The sequence below is a fragment of the Pirellulaceae bacterium genome, from assembly GCA_029243025.1.
GTDB lineage: Bacteria > Planctomycetota > Planctomycetia > Pirellulales > Pirellulaceae.
In genome coordinates this window covers 93,740-112,437 of the sequence record JAQWSU010000049.1, presented here as the reverse complement: position 1 = coordinate 112,437, position 18,698 = coordinate 93,740, and the positions used below count along the sequence as shown (strand labels likewise).

Genomic DNA, 18,698 nt, shown 5'->3' with positions numbered 1-18,698 from the left:
GTCCAGCTACGAACGAATCTTTGTTGCCGCCGTCCGCTAAAGTGGCAGTTCTTCAGTGAGGTTTCCACTCCTTCCTCGCAAGGGGCGCGGTCTGCTAGTAGAGGCAGCATTGCTACGGGTGGCGGTGACTTTTCGTAATGGGCTAATATGCACTAAACCCATTGCGTCACGATGGTCGATCTACGAATTGGGGTGATTTAGCATCGCAAATCCCCTTGAATGGCAAGTGATCCAAATTTTTCCGAGAGCAGTCGACTGCTATACTTTTTGTGCTGAATGCAGCGATCTTTAGCGGTTGGATCTTTAGCAAAACGGATTGATCGATCTATCGGCTTCATGACAAAAGATAGACCATGCACAATTATTTTCGCCTGGTCGGAAAACAATCTCAACTCTGGCGAGCGGCTGCGCTGTTGCCCATCCTGTTGATTGGGTGTGCTCATCAGCCCGCTCGACACTTTCCGGATCGCCCGCTTGCTCCCTTTTCTGAGAGTGGACAAGTCGAGATGTCGGAAGACTGGTGGACAACCTTCAGCGATCCGACCCTGGATCTCCACGTCAATCAAGCTCTGGGTGCAAACTTCAATTTGGCAGTTGCCTTGCAGAAGCTTCGCGCCTCCCGAGCAGTTGCTCGACGAGAAGCCTCGGACCTATTCCCCGACGTCAACGGCTTGCTCACCACGGATAGCGCGCTGGGCACCGGACGCGATCGAACGGTTATTGGCTGGGGGCTTGATGCATCTTATCAAGTGGATTTGTGGGGACAGATTCAATCACGAGTCGAAGCGGCTGAACTGCGAGCCAATGCGACGGAGGAAGACTATCAGGCTGTGGCGTTGGCGTTGTCCGCAGAGGTTTGTCGAACATGGTTTGCTTTGATCGAAGCCCGCGCTCAGCTTAAGCTATTGGAAGAACAAGTTGACACCAATCGAACGGGCTTGAAGACGCAAGAGTTGCGCTTTGGCCGTGGATTTGTTCGCAGTCCAGATGTCCTTCGACAAAGGCAATTAGTGGAAGCGACGTTAGAGCAGGCTGTCGTTGTGCGAGGGCGAATCGAAGTTCTGGAACACCAGCTGGCTGTTTTGTTGGGCGAGTTACCCCAATCGGCCCGTTACAATTCGGGAGCAGAGCTACCAAATCTTACTCCTTTGCCTGATACGGGATTGCCTTCCGAGTTGCTGCAAAGGCGTCCAGACGTTCGCCGCGACTTTCTGGCGTTTCTGGCGGCTGATCGTGATCTGGCTTCGGCAGTCAGCGCTCAATATCCTCGACTCAACCTGACCGGTGCGTTGCTCAATACGGCCGAGACACCGGAGCTGGCCTTTCGCAACTGGTTCGTTTTCCTTGGCAGCCAGCTGATCGCACCGCTGATTGATGGAGGCCAACGTCGGGCTGAAGTGGATCGCACCGCCGCGGTGACCCAGGAGCGATTTGATGTGTATCAGGGGACGTTGTTGGTTGCATTTCAAGAGGTTGAAAATAGCCTGACACTCGAAAGACGCCAGTTGGAGCGACTGAAGCTTCTGAATTCGCAGGACCGCCTGGCGAAACAATCTTCCCGGCAACTCGTTCAGGAATATCTTATCGGTGATGCCGACTACCTCGATGTACTGAGTCAGATTCAGTCTCAACAACGCATACAGCGTGATATACTGACAGCCAAGCTTGATTTGATACTGATTAGGATCAGCCTGTACTTGGCCTTGGCCGGTGGGATTGAGATTCCGCCGCATGGTTTTGTCGATTCGTCTTCGGATACCGATGTTCCAGAGCTTGAAATGCTGGAATCGGATTCGGATACCAACGAATCAGAGCCCGTTTTGGAAAGATTACCCCTGCCTGACGATCGCCTGCCTGCACTGCAGCATCCTTCTCCCCCACCTGTAAGGCCTGTGCCAGAGACCAATCTTGATGAATGAAGCCGGGAAATCAAGCCGCAAGCGAAGCTGGCTAAGCATCCTGTTTAACGTGGTATTGTGCGTGTTGATCCTCGCCGCTGCTTTTGTTGTGAGTTATGGAATCAAGGTTAGTGAACCGAAGGCTGAGCAGATCAATACCGTCCGTAAGTCGGCGGCGTTGGTTGAAACGGTGACTGTTCACAAGGGCACATTTTCGCCCCGCCTCGTCGTGCTAGGAACGGTCGAACCCGCTCAAGATGTCTCGCTCAGTCCCCGCGTTGGCGGTCAGGTGATCGAATTGTCATCCGAATTTGTTCCAGGTGGTATGGTTCGTCAAGGTGATCTGCTGCTGACCATCGACCCCGCTGATTTCCAAAATGCCTTATTGATTCGAGAAAGTGAACTCGAGCAAGCGGAAGCCTCGCTGAAGATTGAGGAGGGGAGAGTTAGCTTGGCGGAACAAGAATTGGCTTTATTGGAGGAGTCAATTAGTGAGACCAACAGGGCATTGGTCTTGCGCGAGCCTCAGTTTGCATCCATCAAAGCAGAGGTCAAGGCGGCCGAGGCTGCAATGCAACGAGCCAAGTTAGATCTGGAACGGGCAAAGGTGGTTGCACCATTTGATGCGCAAATCATGGATCGTTCGGTCAATGTTGGCTCCCAAGTGACCCCGGGTGATGCCTTGGCGAAACTAGTGGGGATTGATGAGTATTGGGTGATTGCTGCGATTCCGGTGCGGAGTCTGCGGTGGGTGCAATTTCCTGACGCCGGACAAGAAGGGGCAGCTGTCACGTTGAGTGATCCTGACATCTGGGGAATTGAAACACGGCCTGCTCGCGTGACGCGGATGATTGGTGCATTGGACGAACAGACCCGGTTGGCAAGAGTCTTGATTACCGTCGCTGATCCATTGGGGAAAGATACGGGATTGCCCGTCTTGATACTCGATACTTTGATCGAAGCTCAGATCGAGGGAAGACCCATTGAGGATGTCGTTCGGCTGAACCGCGACTATGTTCGCGATCGTGGATCGGTATGGGTCATGAAGGATGGTAAGTTGGAGATTCGCGAGACCACGATTGTGTTTAAAGATTCCGAGCACGCTTATATTCGAAAGGGACTGGTCGACGGGGACGAGGTGGTTACGACCACTCTGGCGACGGTCGCGAATGGTGTAGGTCTCCGAAAAGTTGATCCTCTCTCGAAGTCGGGCGATGCCTCGCTTGAGGAGGCAACGGATTGAGCCAGCAGCAGGATACTCAACGAGCGGGCCCTATCGCTTGGATGGTTCGGAACCCCATTGCAGCTAATCTATTGATGGCGATTCTGCTTGGAGGCGGGATTTGGGCCGCCGTCATGGTGCAGAAAGAAGTTTTTCCAGAGACCCAATTAGATATCGTTGACGTCAGGGTGAGCTACCCTGGATCCGCGCCTGCTGAAGTAGAGCAAGGCATTTTGCGCCCAATCGAAAACGCAGTGCGCAGTGTCGAGGGCATACAGAGGATTTTAAGTCAAGCTCGTGAGGGTCGCGGATACGTGACGATCGAGCTGGTTGCCGGTGAAGATCGGATGAAGGCCTTTCAGGAAATTGATCAGGCCATCAGCCGTATTCGTACGTTTCCTGACCAGATCGAGCAGCCGGAAGTCCGCCTGCAATCCGAACAGCGTGAAGCTGTGCAAGTCGCGATTTACGGTCCAGTCGATATCTGGACGTTGCGGAAACTAGCTGAACAATTGCGGGACACGCTGCAATCTCACGATCAAATTACGCAGGTCGAACTGAGCCGCGTACCGCAGTATGTCACTCATATCGAAATCCCTCGAGAACGGTTGCGTGAATACAAACTCACGTTACCGGCGATTGCGAATATCATCCGTGAATCCAGCCAGGACGTTGCGGCTGGTTCCGTACAGACCAACGCTGGCGAGGTTCTACTCCGAGTCAAAGCGCGTAAGCAATGGGCGGATGAATTTGCACAAATCGAGATCGTGGCAGGTCGTGACGGTCCCTTGGTCACACTCGGTGACATTGCTGCGATTCGCGATGGCTTCGAAGAAGTGGGCTTTCATTCGCAGTTCAGCCAAACCCCTTCGGTTGAACTTGATATCTTCCGTGTTGGCTCGCAGTCGCCAATGGACATCGCGAATGCTGTCGAAGATACGATGCGAGATTTTGAGTCGGTGTTGCCTCCCGGAGTCAAGTGGCGCATCGACCGAAATAATGCCGAAGAATTTCGCCGCCGATTGAATCTAGTACTCAAAAATGCCGTGATGGCAGTGGTGATCGTCTTCCTGATCCTGGCTCTCTTCCTCGAATTACGCCTTGCGTTTTGGGTGATGATGGGAATGGTGGTCTCTTTCGTTGGGGGCCTTCTGTTCTTGCCTGTGGTGGGAATTAGTATCAATATGATTTCTCTGTTTGGCTTTCTAGTCGTGCTGGGCATTGTCGTCGATGATGCAGTGGTCGTCGGCGAGAATATCTACAATAAGCGTCAATCCGAAAGTGACTTTCAGGTTGCCGCGATCCAGGGAGCGCGAGAAGTCGCTTCACCGGTTATTTTCAGCATTTTGACGAATATCGTCGCTTTTATTCCGCTGATGTTTATTAGCGGTGAAACGGGGAAATTTTGGGGCCCCCTGCCCTATGTCGTCATTATTGTGCTTTCCCTCTCGCTGATTGAATCGCTTCTGATTCTGCCGGCCCACCTCGCTCATGTCCGGAAAGCTGGGCATCAGCAGCAAGGACTGGGCGGACGCTTTCATGACGGCCAACAAGCATTCAGTCGCGGTTTTAGTCGACTTGTGGACCGCCTCTATAAGCCGTTGCTGCATTGTGCTTTGCGATATCGCTACGTCACCACTTGCCTGGCTTTCGCTCTGCTGCTGATCGTTGGGGCCTATGCCACGAGTGCGCGAATGGGTTGGATCTTTATGCCCGAAGTGTCAGCCGATGAAATCGAGGCAGGTGTGCGGATGCCAGTCGGAACCACGCAGGATCAATCCGCCGAGATTGCACGTGTTGTGACCGAAGCGAGCGTGCGAATGTTCGAGGAACATAATCTTTACGAGGTCGCCGAGGGCATCAAAACCAATGTCAGAGGCCAAGATTTTATCGATGTTGAAATCGTGATGAAGCCTCCCGATCAACGCGATATGACGGCGAATGAAGTGATCGAATTGTGGCGAGAATCGATCGGTGACCTACCAGGTGTGGATCAAGTTACCTTTGAAGCCGAACGAGGCCCTGGCGGTTATCGACGAGATATCACTGTTTCTCTCAGTCATAGCGATATCGAAGTTCTCGAAAAGGCTGCGATGGTATTTCTCGAAAAAGCCAAACGGTTTGCCAACGTTAGCGACGTGAGTGACAACTACCGGAAAGGTAAGGCCCAATACGATTTTAGTCTGCGTCCGGAAGGACGCGCTTTGGGCTTGACGGACGAAGGGCTGGGCGAGCAACTGCGGGGTGCGTTTTTCGGTTCACTAGCGCTGCGGCTGCTGCGAGGAACCAACGAAAATGAGGTTCGAGTCAAGCTGCCTGAAGAACAGCGAGAAGATATTCATCACCTGGAAGACCTGGTCGTTCGCACTCCTGGCGGAACGGAGGTTCCGCTTTTAGATGTGGCTGACGTAAAAAAAGACGTCGCATTCACTGCCATTAACCGGCGAGATGGGCGCAGGTCGATTAGCGTTTCCATGGATATCGAACCCAAACGCGCAATCAATCAGGTTGTGGATGCGTTGGAAAACAGAGAGCTGCCCCTGTTGCGGGATGACTTTCCAGGAGTCACCTGGACATTCGAGGGAAGCAACGCCGAAAGACGTAATGCGATGTCATCGATGTGGGGATACTTTGCCCTCGCGATGGCTGTTATTTATTCGTTGTTGGCCATCGCCTTCCGGAACTATATTCAACCGATCATTGTGCTGACTGCCATCCCTTTCGGCATTGTTGGCGCCGTTTTGGGCCATATCCTGCTTGGCTATGACCTGTCGATCGTGAGCGTGATGGGTATCATTGCGCTCTCCGGAGTGGTGATCAACGACGCCTTGATCATGATCGACTATGCGAATCGCTACCGCAAGGATCAGTCGGCGTTCGAGGCCATCTCGCAAGCAGGAGTTGGGAGATTTCGTCCTATCATGCTGACGACTATGACGACCTTTGGTGGATTGATGCCGATTATTTTTGAAGACTCGTTGCAAGCTCAGTACATTATTCCGATGGCCATCTCACTCGGATTTGGAATCGTATTTGCAACGGCCATTATTCTGCTGTTGATTCCGTCCCTGTATTTGATTCTCGAGGATGTCCAGCGCGGGTTTGGCGTCTCACAATCGGATGCGATCTCGTCGCAAGTTGCCGGTCAAGGCGGTCATGCCGTGGGAGCGAGCAGTGCGACTGCTCCACCAAGCCGTCATGGCGATCTGTACTAATTCATTAGTTACCCATTCCGCAGTCGCGGGGCTGTCGTCAAGGGTGGCGCAATAAAAAATGCCCCAAATTTCGCAGGCCTTCCGAGGCAGCGGATTTTTCGGCCTCGGAAATAGAGCCCTTGGTCGCAATGGTGGAAACGTGCGGCTCACTTGAATTGAATCTTGCTGTCAAAAGACTGAAAGCTTGTAAAGCATGTTTATCGTGGCAATGATCGTTTGGGGCGATGAGGTTTCTGGGGTGGAAGTTTTTTGAGGATAATCGGGGTGTGGATCTTGATAACGGTGGAGCGACTTGGCCAAAAGTTTTCGAATCTGAGAAAACGGAAATGGATCGCAATGGGCGTTTCGGTCTCTAAGTCTTTCTGATAGTGAAAATAGTAGGGCTGTGTTGCAGTCGTTATGGAATAATCACAGTAGATAACGGTGAGTAGGGACTGCTTCCCTGGAAAATGAAGCTCTGATTTGTAAATTGAATAAAAAATGAACAAAATGATCTCGTCGCGTCGTAGTTTTCTTCAAGCCTCGTCGGCGGTCGCTGTTGGTGCGACGTTAGGCGGAGGTGTTTCTTCAGCATTTGCTCAGCAGGGGCAACCTGTGTCCAAAAAATCAATTAGGGTGAATCACGAATGGGGTGCACTCAAGGAAGTCGTGGTTGGATTTCCCAATGTCCGTTTGCCGACGAAACTAGCGGAAGCACCCAAAAAGTTTCTTCCGCAGTCGTCGATTGAGTTTTTGGAAAAACACGCTGGTAAAAGCCTCGAGCAAATTGATCCGGAGTTAAATGAAAAGTTCATCGCCCAGATCAATGCGATCATTAAGATTTTGAAAGATCGCGGCATTGTCGTGCATCAAGTGAAGAAGTTTCTTCCGTCGGAAGAGGCGTTCTTGGCGCGGCTCAATGATGCTGTATTTCAGACCTTTCCACGCGATCCCATGCTGGTCATCGGTTCCAATTTTATCGAAACGGCGATGTATGAACCCAATCGACGGAAGGAACGCTTCGCGGTGCGGCGCACTGTGGGTGAGCGGATTAGTAACAGTGATGCGATGATGCTATCGATGCCACAGCCACAGCCTTTCCCTGCTGACAACAACGGTGGATATGGTCCAGGTCCATTTTTGGAGGGGGGCGATGTCTTTCTGTTGGGTCATGATATCTATGTGGGGCACTCCGGGAATGCGTCGAATCGGGCCGGGATGAAATGGTTGCAGAATTTCTTGGGGAGCGATTACCGAGTTCATGAAGTGCCCATCAGTAGTCATTTCCTGCATCTCGATTGCGTACTTGCCACGCCACGGCCAGGTTTGGCTGTCATTTGTCGGGACGCATTTGTCGACGGGATACCGGAATTTCTGTCGGGCTGGAAGCTAATCGATGTTTCTGCTGCTGACGCAGAAGAAAAACTGGGTTGCAACGGTCTCGTGCTCGATGAGAAGACGATGGTTGTCGGGGCAGATATGCCTGAACTTGCCAAGGAACTTCGCTCCGAAGGTGTCGAAGTCATCACCACGCCGATCGATGCGATGTCCTGGCAAGGCGGCGGATTTCGTTGCTGGCATCACCCACTTTTGCGCGAAAGCAAGTTGTAGGATTCGACTTTGTCGGTAGAAGATCCCGACGCGGGTTGGAGGAACAGGCGAATGAAAAGTTGCACCGACGAGATATCTGGTGCTCCAGGGTATGTCTCTGGGCGCTTTGGGCCGGCCACTGAGTTCGTGGATCGTTTAGTGGCCCGTAACCATGTCGGCGACGACTTGATGTAGCTGTTTCTCTGGGATATGGCTGAGTCCCCAGTCACGAATCCAGTTTCGTAATCTTGATCGGCAGGTTGACATGTCGAGTCCGTGGCGCGACTCCTCAATGATCGCATCCGCGATCGGTTTGCGAGTATCCTGGAATTGTTGAAATGTGTCTTGGATCGGAGTGTCTGAACCAAGTAATTGGGCCAGCAAGTGAGCATCGGCGATGGCAGCACAAGCTCCCATGCCCGCATAAGGACTGGTTGCGTGTGCGGCATCACCGATCATGAGGATGCGGTCTTTGTACCAGGGGGCAAGCGCAAGCAGATCGCCGGCTTTGGTAAGGACCATTTGACGCTCGTCGGTGATCTCCATGCACTGGCGGATTACTTCTGGGACCTGCTTCATCCCTTTGGTGATCTGATCTTTTTTGGGCGCCTTGTCGTCGGGAATGTAATCGCTAAACGCAACGTACCAGCGGGCTTCACCATGGCCGAGATCTGCCACACCGGCTTTGGTGCCCGGTTGCCAGAAGTCCATATGTCGATTTTCCTGAAGCGCTGGAGGGTGTTGGTCGATAACCGCGATCCATCCGCCGGAATTCATCATATTGAGTTCGACTCCATCGTGGATTGAATTTCGTACGACGCTGTGGGCCCCATCGCATCCAATCAAGATATCGCCTTCATCGGTGCTTCCATCCGCAAACGTTGCGATTGCCTTGTCGCCGGATGTTGTCGCGGAAATGCATTCATGGCCTCGTTTTAAATCATCGCCGACCATTGCCGACATGATTTGGGTCAGTCGCAATCGGTTCATTTCATAGCTGTCAGCGCCATTTTCGCGGGAGATCGCCCCGATAGGCATTTCGCAGATAACCTGCCCTTCGCGTCCGTGTACTTCAAATATTTCTAGCGGCGCACCTGCCTCATCGATAGGCACTTCAAGCTCTTGCAGGATCTTGATCGCGTAATTCCAGATCAGAAACCCTGTGCGTTGGCTTTGGTAGTGATCGTATTTTTCATGAACGGTAACTGTGATTCCTTTTTTCTTGAGGGCAATGGCTAACGTTAGGCCACCCATACCGCCGCCGATGATCACGACCTTTTTCATTGGTTTTCTCCTGCCAGAAACGATTCGCAAGATTGATGGACGCGACCAGGAACGGTGTCGCAGATCCCTGCTGTTTTGTCATCAACCGGGCTTTCGAGCGGAATATGTCCAACACTTCCGGTAGAACCATTAATCGGTTACCCCGCAAGTGCATGCTGACTGTATTTATAGGGTTGTGGATCGTTTCGCGGAAAGAAGGAGCTAAAAAGTAAGTATTGCGGCATCCACCCCACGCGATACCGATTCTGTCGTGATTGGAGCAATGGTAGCATTGTGTCGCAGTAAAGCTACGTAGGTGAATTTACGCGGCAACATTTGATTTTTTAACGCCTCCGCGTCGGATCGCCAGCCAGCTTATTGAGCGGTCGGCCTTGCTGCTCTCCTGAGCAGGGTCGCCATGCCGATTTTGCATCGGATTTGTCTGCAAGCGACAATCGCGATCTCTCGTGTTCCATTTCTTGGGGACAAAGCGAAACACCGTTTGCTTGCTTGCGATGGAGGAATTTTGGGAGACGGCGTTGCATCGGGCGAAGATCTGAGCTGAAGAATTCCTGCGGGTACCTCATTGAATCGTGGTTGCATCAGCGCAGGTGGAAGGTGATCATAGGTGCTGTGATGATTTGAGTAAAATGTGCTCTTCACGATTTCGAGTCCCGTCATTTCCAATTGAGATGGTCTTATGAAAAATCGCCTCAAGACAAGTCGCCGGTCATTTTTAAAGCACTCAGCCCTGTTCGCCGCGCCGATGATTGTACCTGCGAGTGCACTGGGTAATGCGCCGGGTCGCGCGGCGGCCAGTGAGCGTCTTTCTGTGGGAATCATTGGTACAGGAAAGATGTGTAGCGGTTACCATCTGAATACGTTGTTGGGGTTTGGCGATGTGCAAATTGCAGCAGTTTGTGATGTGGATTCCAATCGGCGGCAATTGGCTAAGCAACGAGTCTTGGCAAAGTACGGGGATGGTGCCCACGATGCTGGCTTTAAAACCTATAATGATTTTCGAGATGTTATTGCGCGGGACGATATCGATGCGGTGTTGATTGCCACACCGGATCACTGGCATGCAATTCCGATTATTGAGGCGTGTCAGGCGGGGAAAGATGTCTATTGCGAGAAACCTCTCACGCTCACGTTGCTGGAAGCAAAGCGATGTATCGACGCGGTGCGAAAACATGAAAGAGTTTTGCAAACGGGCAGTCAGCAACGAAGTAATGTTTTCGGTCCATTTCGGCAGGCCTGTGAGTTCGTACGGAGCGGTCGGATCGGAAAGGTTCAGAAAGTGACGGTCGGTGTTGGGGGCCCGAGCCGATGGTGTGATCTGCCCGCCGAGGAATTGGAACCTGGTTTGGATTGGGATTTGTGGCTGGGGCCGGCTCCCAAGCGAGCTTATCATTCGGCGTTAAGCGCTCGAGGTGGAATTTCAAAGCCATGGGGACAGTGGCGTCAGTATCGCGAATACTCCGGGGGGGGGCACACGGATATTGGTGCTCATCACTATGACATCGCCCAGTGGGCTTTGGGGATGGATCAATCGGGGCCGGTGGAAATTATTCCTCCCGATGATCCGTCTACAGGGACAGGGGTTCGTTTTGTTTATGAAAACGGGATCGAGATGATACACGGTGGGCCGAGTGGGATTACCTTTCATGGCACAGAGGGGGTTTTGCGCGTTGATCGTGGGCATCTTAGCTCTGATCCAAAAGATGCCACGCGAGAGCCGCTCGCTGAAAAGGAAGTGCATTTGTATCAATCGCCTGGCCATCACCGTGATTGGTTAAATGCGATTCGAGATCGACGTCGCCCTGTCGCTGACGTTGAGATTGGAGCTCGCAGTGCGGCAATCTGCCACTTGGGGAATTTGGCGTATTGGTACGGTCGAAGTTTCCAATGGGATCCGAAAAATTGGAACTGTGGCGAGGATCAAGAAGCCAACACCTGGCTGGATTATGAGCGGCGTGAACCTTGGGGATTACCGGATGTTTGAGGGTAGGCGAATCGCTGGTTTTCGCCGCTCGACCGCTTTGGAAAACGAGGTGCGTATTTGGGTTCTTGCTGATCTGAACTTGATTGGATACCGAACCCACGTCGCAGGGTCATCCCTTTTTCGTGAAAGATCGAAGATGCGTTTATGCACACTTGTTGTTCTCTTGCTGTTTTTTCCTGCTTCGTTGTCTCGCTGTGAAGAGCTCCCCAGAACGCTGCGAGTTGCTTCGATATCTTTTGAACCCGTGAAACTGGATTTGGCGGGTAATGCCGATCAGCTCGAGGCGTGGTTTCGCAAGGCAGCCAACGGCGGGGCCAAAATCGCTGTTGCACCGGAAGGTAGTCTTGATGGATATATTGTTAACGAAATCATCGCAAAAGAGATGGCAGCATCGAAGATGAGGGATGTTGCTGTGGCGATCGATTCGCCTGTGATTCGGCGATTCCAATCACTGGCTCGCGAGCTAAATCTCTGCCTGGTATTTGGATTTGCCGAGCAGCTTAATGAGGATGTCTTCAACACGGCAGTCTTTATTGATAACAGCGGTGAAATCTGCGGCAAATATCAGAAGATGCAGTTTCACGAAGGATACGATCCCAGTTGGTGGTTTAATCGATTAGGGAAGCGGAGTCGCGCCTTCGATACGCCCTACGGTCGTTGTGGAATTCTGATTTGTAATGATCGTTGGAATCCTCTGCTTGCCAAAATTCCGGCCTTGGACGGTGCGCAATTTCTCGTGATCCCCGCATATGGGTCAACATCGAATCAACAAGATCTGGCGGTGCTTGACCGTTCGACTGAAAACAAGATTCCGATTGTGGAGGCTAACGTTGGCGTATCACTGATCGTGAGTCAGGAAAGCATTGTCGCTGTGGAGCGTAAACGCGAGGCGATTACCTTTGGTGAGATTGTGGTGCCACCAACCCGCGCGAAAAATGAACGCGCTCGTGATCAAAGTGAGGCTGATTTTTTGCAATGGCGGTCACGTGAAATGCCTGAACGTCTGATTCGTTTTTTGCAAAATGTTGATCCAAGGGGGGCGGCCAGAGACCAAGACGTGGCGACCTTGGAGACCGCACAGTTGAAAGTGATTGTGGGGACGAATCGATCGCTAGAGCTAAATGGAGTGAGCCACCGACCTGGTTACAATGGGATCTTTTCTCTGGCGTCGACGGCTGAGCCCGACAATCCGTTCGTACCCGCGTATGCGGGCATGAACCTTGAGCATTACTTTGACTCTCGACGGCGTGAAGAACGTGAAGTCTTTTTCGAGCCTCGCTACGCCCCAATGGCACTCAAGCAAATCAGTGAAGCGGCCGTTGAACTCTATCAGCGGCCTACCCCGGTATTTCAGGTGGAAAGCTGGAGTCGATTTACGGTGAGGGAGCCGAACGCTATCGATTTCTCTTTCCGTTGTGTTCCGCATCGAAGCGATTATGTAGGCGGATTCTTGGGGGTGTTTTGGGCGTCCTATATCAATGGTCCACTTAACAAGAGTATGTATTTTATCGATGGGGAATCAACGCTTGTGAAACCGTTATGGCGACAGTTGTGTACGCAACAGCACAATCGAGATAGCACGGTCTGTAGTGAAAAGAATTCTACTGTGCTTGATTTTGAAGAACGCGATACCCTGTTTGCCAGCGTGTCCCCGCTACGCTATGCGGTACCTTGTTTCTATGGGCGGTTTCGGGATATGGTCCTGATCTATCTGTTTCGCCCCAATCCTAATTTGCGTTTCACCCATTCGCCCTCCGGTGGTGGTACCAGTTCCAAGGGTGACGATACAAATCCAGCATGGGATGTTCAATTGATTATCCCCCAACCGGTGGCTGGGCGGGAATATGAATTGGTGGGGCGATTGATCTACAAGAAATGGGATGGGCGAAATGACGTTCTGAACGAGATTCGTCAATTCTATGGTGTTGCGAATGAAAGCTCGCAGTGAACCGAATCTAGTATTTGGAAACCTCCGCCCGTCGCGCGGTGTTTATCGCAGTGGCGAGTGGATTTGGCAATCGCTTTATGGACGGGGCCGACGAAGCAACTGAGCTCAGAGATTGCCGCTCTGATGTATAGGGTGCATGTGGTCGTGACCACCACCACGGCGTTCAGTTTGCCGGGTTTCATGGTCCTGCATGCGATTTAAGGTTTGTCACGAAAGTGTATCGGCAGGCGATCGCTGATCGATTTTCGCCTTGTGGGTGCCGTAAAGGGGCATTCTGCCGTTTAATCTTATCTTTTGCGTGGTGAAAGCTATTCGAGCTGCGTGGCGCGTTACCGCTCGTTACTTCGTCGGCGTTGACGCCGCTGTTCAGGAAAAAGAGCACGGCTAGCGCCGGCGTGAGGCGTGGCAGCGGCCTTTTTCTGGAAATCCGCTCAAGGTCATGAATGACGGGCTGGAAATCCTTGATCTTTGGATGGGATCCATCATAATTGCGACCAATCAAATGTTTTCGACGTTTAACGCGAGTGTCGGCCTGGTCTTTGTCACGGTGGATGCGGTTGCGAATCAAGTAAATATGGAGACATAACCATGTCATTTCTACTACGGAATACGTTCAAGGGTGCTCTTGCGGGATTTATCTTAGTGGTTTGTTCAGCGTCTCTCCGGGCTGATTTAGTCGGCTATTGGAACTTTGACGACAATGTAGACGATCAATCTGAATTCGGAAACGATGGTGAATTAATCGATGCTGTCTATTCGAGCAACGTGCCAGAGTCGATAGGATTTGGCAAGTCTCTTGAGTTTGAATTCGATACGGATCATGTCTTCATCGAAAACGAGAACGGTGACCTGGATTCGGAAGAATTCACGCTCTCCATGTTTATTTATGATCGGGGACAAGAAGGCGCCATGGAGCGGCTTACCAGTCGTGAAGGTGACACCTTCGAGACAGCCCTTAACGTACATGGGCCCTTCGGCGGACAGGGTGAATATTCCTATTACGCAAGGGCCGGCGGTGGTTGGCAGTGGGGAGATGAGATTGCAGCAATCGACGAATGGCAGCACGTGGCGTATGTCGCAGATGTCGAAGAAGAGATGATGTCAATCTATGTGGACGGAGAGCTCAGTTGGGAATCTAATGAGGGATGGTTTGTTGCGCCATCCGGCTACATGCACATCGGTAATCGTCACAACCATGTCGAAGGTTTCGATGGTTTTATTGATGACGTTGCGCTTTGGGATGAGGCACTAGATTCCGGTGCGATTAAGAAAATTGCTGAAAATGGTGTTGCTGCTCTGCTGAATCCAAATTCGGGCGATCTTAATGGTGACGGTGTAGTTGACGCTACTGATATTGATTTGTTGGCGGCGGCTATTCGCGGTGGGGAAAGTTCTCCCAGGTTTGATCTCAACTCGGACGGTTCTGTTAACACGGCCGACCATCGCTTTATGATAAGCGATATCAAAAACACTTGGCTGGGCGATGCCGACCTCAATGGCGAATTCAATTCAAGTGATTTTGTCATCGTGTTTCAGGTGGGTGAATATGAAGACCTTGAAGACGAGAATTCAGGATGGGCCGAGGGCGACTGGAATGGCGACGCTGAATTCAACAGTAGTGACTTTGTTGTCGCGTTCCAGGATGGTGGCTTCGAAGTGGGAGTTCGACCGGCTGCTCAGCTCGTGCCGGAGCCAAATAGTCTCCTGCTGATTGGCATCGGCATGGTCTGGCTTGGTGCGATCTTCCGCAGGCGATCTTAAGATTCACTCGATATTGATTAGAAAAATCTACCGCTTGGCAGTTCCCCTTGCGAGCGGTTTAATGATCATGATGTCGGCTGGGAACGGTCAGTGTTTGAACGGCCAGAGGATGGCCAATCACCAAATCTTGCCCGTTACCGAAAGAACTGATCAATCTTTCCAGAACCAATGGAGCATGAATGATGGCGAGATCGACTAATCGTCGAAGCTTTCTTAAAACCGCGAGTGCCTCGGCAGCTGCTTTTACGATTTTGAAGGCGGGCTCAGCTCGTGCTTATACCGCCAACGAAAAACTGAACATCGCAGCTGTTGGTGCGGGAGGGCAGGCTGGCGGTGATATACGCGCGGTCGAATCCCAAAACATCGTTGCATTGTGTGACGTTGATTCGGCGCGTGCGGCGGGCTCCTTCAACAGGTATCCAAAAGCAAAACGGTTTCAAGACTATCGGAAAATGCTGCCTGAAATGGAATCCGAAATTGACGCGGTGATTGTGGCGACACCCGATCATCATCATTTTCATGCGTCGATGGCAGCTATTCGACTCGGGAAACATGTTTATTGTGAAAAACCGTTGACGCACTCGATCTGGGAAGCGCGCACACTCACCAAGGCAGCCGAAGAGGCTGGTGTTGCCACGCAAATGGGGAATCAGGCGCAGGCGTCTGACAACACCCGGATTGTGCAGGAATACGTGCTGGACAATGCGATCGGTCAAGTTGAGTCCGTGCATATCTGGACGGATCGACCGTCGCGCGGGTTATTCGATGAGTACTGGCCCCAGGGAGTTGACCGCCCAGCGGCCACACCGCCCGTGCCTGATACGCTTGATTGGGATTTGTGGTTGGGGCCGGCACCTGCTCGTTCCTATCATTCAGCGTACCTCCCGACGAAATGGCGCGGATGGTGGGATTTTGGGACGGGAGCGTTGGGTGATATTGCTTGTCATTTTTTCGATCCCGTTTTTCGAGCGTTGAAACTGGGGGCGCCGACCAGCGTCGAAGCGAGCTCAACTCGCGTGAATGGAGAAACGTTTCCATTGGGTTCGATGATTACGTATGACTTTCCGGCACGCGAAGAAATGGACCCTGTACGGCTGACTTGGTACGACGGTGGTTTACGACCGCCGCGTCCAGATATCGTGAAAGAAGGCGATGTCATGGGTACCAATGGAATATTGCTGGTTGGCACGGATGGGGCTCTGCTGACTGACTGGTTCACACCCTGGCGACTGCTGCCGGATGAGCGTTCGAAGCAGTACGGTGTGCCGCCCAAAAAGTTGGCTCGATCACCGGGGCATCACGAGGAATGGTTGCTTGCCTGCAAGGGCGGTTCGGCTGCCGGCTCTAACTTCAATTGGGCCGGTCCGATGACAGAAACCGTACTGTTGGGTAACGTTGCCTTGCGATCGCAGTTGCGGGAGGATCTCACGCGGAAAAAACTTCTTTGGGATTCCGACCAACTTGCCTTTACAAATCATGATGGCGCGAATGAATATTTGCGTCGTGATTACCGAAAAGGTTGGGAGCTGTGATTTAGGCTGAAATAGCTCGGCGCGAGTCAATTAAGGTTGCGGCTATTGAAACGGATGTCCCCGCATCGGTTCGAGCGTTCCCTGTCCCATCGGCTTCATTCAGGCACGTTTACGTTATCGTAAGTGACTGTGGTGGTGACATTTTTCAGTTGGGAGCAGGCGGGTAATCCGACATAGACGTCTTTACCTACAGAGATTTCTACGGAGCCTAATCGTTGCCAGTTTTTTTCGTCGCTTCCCATGTAGCCGGTGAATCGATTTCCGGCTCGTACAAGTCGGACCCAATACGGCGTCATGAGCCGGTTTTTTTTGATGACGTGCGCTTTGCCAATCGGAATTGGATCGGTCGTGCTTGTTTCACCATCGGTGTTCGAACGGCTGACGACTGCGCCTTTCCAGTGGGGTAACAGCAAAACCGATGCGTGAGCGGAGCCCGCATCGAGGCTTTCTCGCATGATGACTCCCGGTTTGGTCCATTGGGAACTCATCGGCAAGATGATACGAGCGGTAATCGAGCCGTCCCCTCGCATGCGGGTGTGAACGAAATGGAAGGAGTCATGTCTTCCGGCAATGTCGGCCCCCTGCCCTTCCAGGGAAAAAGTCTCTCCGTTGTGCTCAGCGTATCCAGGAACGGATACTTTCCCCACGTCAGAATTTGACCAACGAAGGGGGAGTCCCGCAGTGGTCGCCAATGGGTACGAGCCATCACTCTGTCCTACGTTGTTAATTGCAGAGACGATGTAGTGATAAAGCTTGCCTGGTTCAACGGTCGTGTCGACAAAGTGCTGATTCGTTGTTTGAGTTTGTGTTTCGTATGGGGGGGCGGGTGTGTTAGATCGTTTAATGAGATAGCTGGTGGCGTCGGTTCCGCTGATTGGTTCTACCGAACCCACCCAGCTAAGCCGGATACCCTGGGCTGTCGTTCTAGCGACGAGGCCGGCAGGTACGGCAGGAGGACGCTCGGGTTGGGTGGTGGGCGCTGGGGATCGCCAATGGGTCAAGGTGCCGAGGCCCAGGTGGTCGTGATTGAAGCCTTCGGGCCGTTTGCTGGCAACAACACGAGTTGTGTAGGGAACGCTTAACCCTCTTCGTTTGACGTAATGGTTCAAGGGACGTTCAAAAATCGGATAGAAGTTACCCCGACTAATGGTCGAGATTTGATCGTACTGATTGTTGCGGCCGCCGAAGCCGTATTTACCCGTCCGGTCCAGGTAATGTTGGTAGGGAACGTCCTCTCCTAATCCGTATTTCGCTGTGTATTCAAATCCTTGCAGGATGCGATTGTTGTCCCATCCGTAAAGATCGACACCTTGGTTCCAAGCCACCTCGGCCGCATTCACGAGTAAGCCGAGTCCAAGTTGAGCGTAATGTTGGGCACGAGTGGTTTCCTGGCATTGGCCCGAAGGATAGACAATCGTGTGAGGGATACTGCCGTTCCCCGCGCCATTTACGGCATAGCGGACCGTTTCTTCGAACAGTTTCCGGTCGTTGCAGTAGACGGCGATTGCTATTTTGGTTTGCAGGGCAGCACTTTCCCAATTGGCGTTGGCAAAGTAAGCGTAGTGCTCGATTGTTGGGTGCCAAACTTCCATCAGCCATTGCTCGCAACGCTTTGCATCCGAATCGGACCAGCCGGAATCTGAGTGTCGAAGGATTTCGGCAGCATTCGCAAACTTAAACCCTTGCAGACCCGAAGCCAAAACGCCGTCGATTCCGCTTACCTTTTTGAGGGACCTCATCCAGGCATTGATAATCTGAATTGATTTGTCCGCATGTGCTTGTTTTCCCGTAATGGCCCACATGAGTGCGTTGTGGTAGGCGGCCTCTGCATCGCTGACCGTTTCGCCGGTACGGATGTTTGGTGCTCGTCCCCATTCGGGAAATGGGCCCCTTAAGTTGTAGTCGGAGCTTGCGCGTGGGCTTGCGACAAGCAGCTTGAACGCTGAGTAAATCGGCTCTTGTTGGTTGGCTACGGCAACTCGTATGCGGTCGAAGTCGCGTTGCGTGTGGAGCAAGCCTGGGTGGGCAAAGTCGGCGGCCAAGGGGATGCGTGGAAGGATTGCCAACAGAACGGCGATGCTGATTGCCAACCTGGTTAGTGGTTTGGTGGATATCTCATGCAAGATTGTTTTCATCACTCGTTTCCGCGATTTCAGGTGCTCGTGATCCTGGCCACGATCAAGGGTTGCAACGAGGGCGTGGTCTAGGTGGCTGGAGTTGGAAGGAATCAGCAGGCTGCCGAACCGTCGAGCCATTCGGCCCTTGTTGTTAAGCCAACAGGGCCC

11 protein-coding genes are annotated in these 18,698 nt (G+C 52.3%); 9 read left to right on the top strand and 2 right to left on the bottom strand.

Annotated features, from left to right (window positions below; genetic code table 11):
* Positions 1 to 353 precede the first annotated feature (353 nt).
* From P8N76_24165 to P8N76_24150, 4 genes are all read left to right on the top strand, one after another.
* A complete protein-coding gene (locus P8N76_24165; GenBank protein MDG2384786.1) occupies positions 354 to 1,919 on the top strand; it encodes a TolC family protein in 1,566 nt (521 codons plus the stop codon).
* Positions 1,912 to 3,141 (top strand): efflux RND transporter periplasmic adaptor subunit, encoded by a 1,230-nt coding sequence (locus P8N76_24160; GenBank protein MDG2384785.1) that lies wholly within the window; start codon positions 1,912 to 1,914, stop codon positions 3,139 to 3,141. Before P8N76_24165 ends, P8N76_24160 begins: the two co-directional genes overlap by 8 nt.
* Positions 3,138 to 6,335, top strand: coding sequence for an efflux RND transporter permease subunit (locus tag P8N76_24155; protein ID MDG2384784.1), 3,198 nt, complete (start codon positions 3,138 to 3,140; stop codon positions 6,333 to 6,335). Before P8N76_24160 ends, P8N76_24155 begins: the two co-directional genes overlap by 4 nt.
* A 480-nt stretch (positions 6,336 to 6,815) precedes the next feature.
* Positions 6,816 to 7,925 (top strand): arginine deiminase-related protein, encoded by a 1,110-nt coding sequence (locus tag P8N76_24150; GenBank protein ID MDG2384783.1) that lies wholly within the window; start codon positions 6,816 to 6,818, stop codon positions 7,923 to 7,925.
* A 135-nt stretch (positions 7,926 to 8,060) separates the two neighbouring features.
* On the opposite strand, the gene P8N76_24145 is transcribed toward P8N76_24150, so the two are convergent.
* Complete coding sequence (locus P8N76_24145; GenBank protein ID MDG2384782.1) at positions 8,061 to 9,188, bottom strand: FAD-dependent monooxygenase; 1,128 nt, start codon at positions 9,186 to 9,188, stop codon at positions 8,061 to 8,063.
* A 679-nt stretch (positions 9,189 to 9,867) separates the two neighbouring features.
* Here P8N76_24145 and P8N76_24140 point away from each other — a divergent pair.
* The 5 genes from P8N76_24140 to P8N76_24120 all read left to right on the top strand — a co-directional run bounded on the left by P8N76_24140 (position 9,868) and on the right by P8N76_24120 (position 16,413).
* Positions 9,868 to 11,172, top strand: coding sequence for a Gfo/Idh/MocA family oxidoreductase (locus tag P8N76_24140; protein ID MDG2384781.1), 1,305 nt, complete (start codon positions 9,868 to 9,870; stop codon positions 11,170 to 11,172).
* Between the two features lie 136 nt (positions 11,173 to 11,308).
* Entirely contained in the window at positions 11,309 to 13,120 is a 1,812-nt protein-coding gene (locus tag P8N76_24135) for a carbon-nitrogen hydrolase family protein (protein MDG2384780.1), read from the top strand.
* 439 nt (positions 13,121 to 13,559) lie between these two features.
* Positions 13,560 to 13,706, top strand: a complete 147-nt coding sequence (locus P8N76_24130) for a hypothetical protein (GenBank protein MDG2384779.1) — start codon at positions 13,560 to 13,562, stop codon at positions 13,704 to 13,706.
* 2 nt (positions 13,707 to 13,708) lie between these two features.
* A complete protein-coding gene (locus P8N76_24125) occupies positions 13,709 to 14,881 on the top strand; it encodes a dockerin type I domain-containing protein (protein ID MDG2384778.1) in 1,173 nt (390 codons plus the stop codon).
* Between the two features lie 179 nt (positions 14,882 to 15,060).
* Positions 15,061 to 16,413 (top strand): Gfo/Idh/MocA family oxidoreductase, encoded by a 1,353-nt coding sequence (locus P8N76_24120; protein ID MDG2384777.1) that lies wholly within the window; start codon positions 15,061 to 15,063, stop codon positions 16,411 to 16,413.
* 95 nt (positions 16,414 to 16,508) lie between these two features.
* Here the strand turns inward: P8N76_24120 and P8N76_24115 are convergent, their stop codons facing one another.
* Positions 16,509 to 18,548 (bottom strand): alginate lyase family protein, encoded by a 2,040-nt coding sequence (locus P8N76_24115; GenBank protein MDG2384776.1) that lies wholly within the window; start codon positions 18,546 to 18,548, stop codon positions 16,509 to 16,511.
* Positions 18,549 to 18,698: the final 150 nt, after the last annotated feature.

What these genes read in the sequence shown, in the direction of transcription:
- P8N76_24150 (MDG2384783.1), top strand. Translation starts at nt 6,816, where the DNA reads ATGAACAAAATGATCTCGTCGCGTCGTAGTTTTCTTCAAGCCTCGTCG.
- P8N76_24145 (MDG2384782.1), bottom strand. Translation starts at nt 9,188, where the DNA reads ATGAAAAAGGTCGTGATCATCGGCGGCGGTATGGGTGGCCTAACGTTA.
- P8N76_24165 (MDG2384786.1), top strand. Translation starts at nt 354, where the DNA reads ATGCACAATTATTTTCGCCTGGTCGGAAAACAATCTCAACTCTGGCGA.
- P8N76_24115 (MDG2384776.1), bottom strand. Translation starts at nt 18,548, where the DNA reads ATGAAAACAATCTTGCATGAGATATCCACCAAACCACTAACCAGGTTG.
- P8N76_24160 (MDG2384785.1), top strand. Translation starts at nt 1,912, where the DNA reads ATGAATGAAGCCGGGAAATCAAGCCGCAAGCGAAGCTGGCTAAGCATC.
- P8N76_24140 (MDG2384781.1), top strand. Translation starts at nt 9,868, where the DNA reads ATGAAAAATCGCCTCAAGACAAGTCGCCGGTCATTTTTAAAGCACTCA.
- P8N76_24125 (MDG2384778.1), top strand. Translation starts at nt 13,709, where the DNA reads ATGTCATTTCTACTACGGAATACGTTCAAGGGTGCTCTTGCGGGATTT.
- P8N76_24120 (MDG2384777.1), top strand. Translation starts at nt 15,061, where the DNA reads ATGATGGCGAGATCGACTAATCGTCGAAGCTTTCTTAAAACCGCGAGT.
- P8N76_24135 (MDG2384780.1), top strand. Translation starts at nt 11,309, where the DNA reads ATGCGTTTATGCACACTTGTTGTTCTCTTGCTGTTTTTTCCTGCTTCG.
- P8N76_24130 (MDG2384779.1), top strand. Translation starts at nt 13,560, where the DNA reads ATGAATGACGGGCTGGAAATCCTTGATCTTTGGATGGGATCCATCATA.